General features: G+C 27.5%; 3 protein-coding genes. 1 reads left to right on the top strand and 2 read right to left on the bottom strand.

The window, feature by feature from the left end; translation table 11 throughout:
• Both N4A35_11195 and N4A35_11190 read right to left on the bottom strand, forming a co-directional pair.
• On the bottom strand, positions 1–429 hold a 429-nt coding region (locus N4A35_11195), incomplete at its 3' end, for an Arm DNA-binding domain-containing protein (GenBank protein MCT4581976.1).
• Between the two features lie 204 nt (positions 430–633).
• Positions 634–1641, bottom strand: coding sequence for a hypothetical protein (locus N4A35_11190; GenBank protein ID MCT4581975.1), 1008 nt, complete (start codon positions 1639–1641; stop codon positions 634–636).
• Positions 1642–2305: 664 nt separating this feature from the next.
• Between N4A35_11190 and N4A35_11185 the strand changes: the two genes are divergently transcribed.
• Entirely contained in the window at positions 2306–2983 is a 678-nt protein-coding gene (locus N4A35_11185; protein MCT4581974.1) for a YD repeat-containing protein, read from the top strand.
• Positions 2984–3142: the final 159 nt, after the last annotated feature.

Here is a 3142-nt window from a genome sequence, read left to right as displayed (position 1 = left end):
TCCTCCTGCCCATTCCTGGATAGTATCCAATTTATTTAATTGATGATGAATTGTTGCATTACCTAAATCATTTCTTCTCCCTATTTCTTCTCTGCAAAACTTTATAAAGGTGTCTTTATGTTTGATATGCTTTTTACCTAAAATTTGCTTTATATCTGTTAATTCAGGTATCTGATTATTCAATTCACACTCAAATAAATATTTATTAATTGTTTTAACTTTTTCGTTTAGAATATTATTAATTTCAAACCAATCTTCGTGATTAGATTTTACCTCTCTTTTTTTATTATCCCAAAGTTTTGGTAAAACTGAAATTCTTAAGCCAATATAATGAGGAATTGAATTAATTGTAACACAAAGATCAATTGCCCCTTCTTTATTCTTATTTAACTTATTTCTTCTATTAAAAACTAAACTTACTGTAGCCATCCTAAAACCAAATACATTTTCAAAAAAACAATGTACTAAGGTTTACATTTTTTATGTCTTTTATTGCCCTCCTTCTTCTTTCTATTTATGCCCCTTATTTACTTTTAAAGAATCCTAGAGTACCAGTAAAACAAAGGCTTATAAACAAAAAAAGACCAATCCCCTATGGATATTCAAATTCCAATCGTAAAAAATTCATTTTACTTAATCTAATTTCACTGTTTCAGTTTCTATAACCTTGTTCCATTCATTGTCATATTTAGTTATAGTTTTGTACTTAGTAATCATTTTTTGTGAGTTTCTATAAATATTTTCATAATAAATCTCCTCAGTTAAATATTTCTCGTGATTAGTTTTAACACTTATTTTCTCATATAGCTCAGCATCGTCGTAATAAGACTTATTTCTTTCAACTTCTCTTCCTTTACCATCAAACTTGCTGTATTTTTTTTCTATCACCTCTCCTTTAGAGTTATATCCAACTTCCTCTTCCTCTTTATATTCCTCATAATATCTATATGTTTTTTTAGAAAACAAAACAGAATCAATAAAAGAAGTTCTTAATATTATATTCCCATTGTCGTCATATTTATCATTAGTTATATGTGTTCTATTTGGGCTAAAAATAATGCTTTGTATTAATTTCCCTTTATCATTGTATTTTTTAGTAGTCTTATAGGTTGATTCATCTTCAGAGTTGTAGATGGTATATTCGATTTCATTTCCATAACTATCATATTTGATAATAGACTTTCCTTCAGAAAAATATTTTTCAACCTTAATTTGATTTCCAAGTCTATCATAGCTATAAAAGTTTTTACTATCTACAATACCTTCAGAATTGTAGTTTTCAGACTTAATTACATTCCCGTTTTCATCATATTGATATTTTCTTTTGGAGTCTAATTTGCCTTTAGAGTTATAAAAACTCCATTCAATCATATTTCCTTTGACATTATATGCAAAAGATTCGCTACTACTTTTTTTTCTACTCTGATTATAATAAATAACTTCTATTTTATTTCCTTTTTGGTCAAAAAGAGTAGAGTCGACTAACTTTCCATATGCATTTTTAGTAATAGCAAAAATGGGGCTATTAGCTTCATTAAAGATTGTGTCATACTGGTAATAAGGGGATTTTGATGTTATTATTTCTTGACCTTGAATGTTAAAAAAACACAACAGGATTAAAGTTGTAAATGTAAATTTCATGTGATTAAAAAAAACAGCAAATAAACAAAAACAATGCCAGATTAAATCATTGAATTCAAAGATTTTGCACGCTTTTTTAGGCAAAAGTCAAGAGTATTATTCTTAGTAGTGAAAAACACCTTTTTTGATAAATATCATGACAAAGGTTCAAATCATTCCTACTGTTCTTTTCTAAAGTAGCATACCTATCTTTTAGATCTGTAGCTGGATGACATTGAACACATTGCTCCATTTTCTTTTATCTGGGAAACAAAACACCAAATGACTTTTTGATATGTTTTTCTTAAGTAATTTAGTTGGTCGGCAGTTAGTCCAAGATCGATAACTGAATCCGCAATTATTACATCAACGTATTGAATAATGTTCTCCCGATCTTACATTGGCTGGTCAATAGAAGTTAACTCCTCTATATACTTTTTTAGTAGAATACATAGAGATTAGATGAGACCAACGCTTATATTTCTTGTGATGCTTGTGACTACTATATTTATCGACTAACTTATGAAATATTTTACGATTTAACTTGCTTGTTATTGGGGAAAACACGTTATATTTAGACATCGTGAGAGTTTTTATCAACTGTTAGGAGGCTATTGAATTTTTGACTATATTCACACCTATACAAATTAACATAGAATCCATTTTTTATACTTAATCTTTAAAAATGAAATCAATTTTATTATTATTTACATTGTCGTATAGCATAATTATAAAAGCACAAGAAAAGATAAATTATACTCCTTATTTTTCCTATGACACAAACTATAGTAAAGGAGGGGATATTATTTATACTACTATTAAAGATTCTGATGGGGGCTTATTTTCTTTACGTAACTATAATAATGAGGGGAATAAAACTGAAGATATATTTTATGATTACAAAGGAGAGATAGAAAAAAAACTGATTTTTGAGTATGATAAAGCCGGGAATTTAATAAGGACGACAGGTTATAATTCAAAAGGAGAGCAAAACTTCAAGGATATTAGAAAATATAATATTAATGCTCAATTAATTGAGCAAACTCAATATGGAGCGAATGATGTTGAGAGCATTTCAAACTATGAATATGATAAAAATGGAAATTTACTAAATAAGATAACTTATAATTCAGAAGGAGAACAAATTTGGAAAGAAGCAAGTAAATATAATAATATAGGTCAATTAATAGAGTTCATTGAAGCCTCAAAAGAAGACACTACTAGATACACATATAAATATGATCAAAAAGGAAATATAATTGAGAAAAATATATACAATTTATTTGATGACTTGGTTTGGCAGTATCTTTTTGAATATGATGAAAAAGGAATATTAGTTAAAACAATAGAAAATCAATATTGACACTTTCTCATATCTTTGGTTAATTTATCAAAACTAAAATCTCCTCCTGCCCATTCCTGGATAGTATCCAATTTATTTAATTGATGATGAATTGTTGCATTACCTAAATCATTTCTTCTCCCTATTTCTTCTCTGCAAAACTTTATAAAGGTGTCTTTA

Source organism: Flavobacteriales bacterium, from assembly GCA_025210295.1.
Taxonomy (GTDB): domain Bacteria; phylum Bacteroidota; class Bacteroidia; order Flavobacteriales_D; family Parvicellaceae; genus S010-51.
The sequence above is the reverse complement of the archived record's forward strand: the minus strand, read 5'-3'. Positions and strand labels throughout refer to the sequence as shown.

Coding starts and splice junctions, on each gene's coding strand:
- N4A35_11190 (MCT4581975.1), bottom strand. CDS start 1,641: ATGAAATTTACATTTACAACTTTAATCCTGTTGTGTTTTTTTAACATT.
- N4A35_11185 (MCT4581974.1), top strand. CDS start 2,306: ATGAAATCAATTTTATTATTATTTACATTGTCGTATAGCATAATTATA.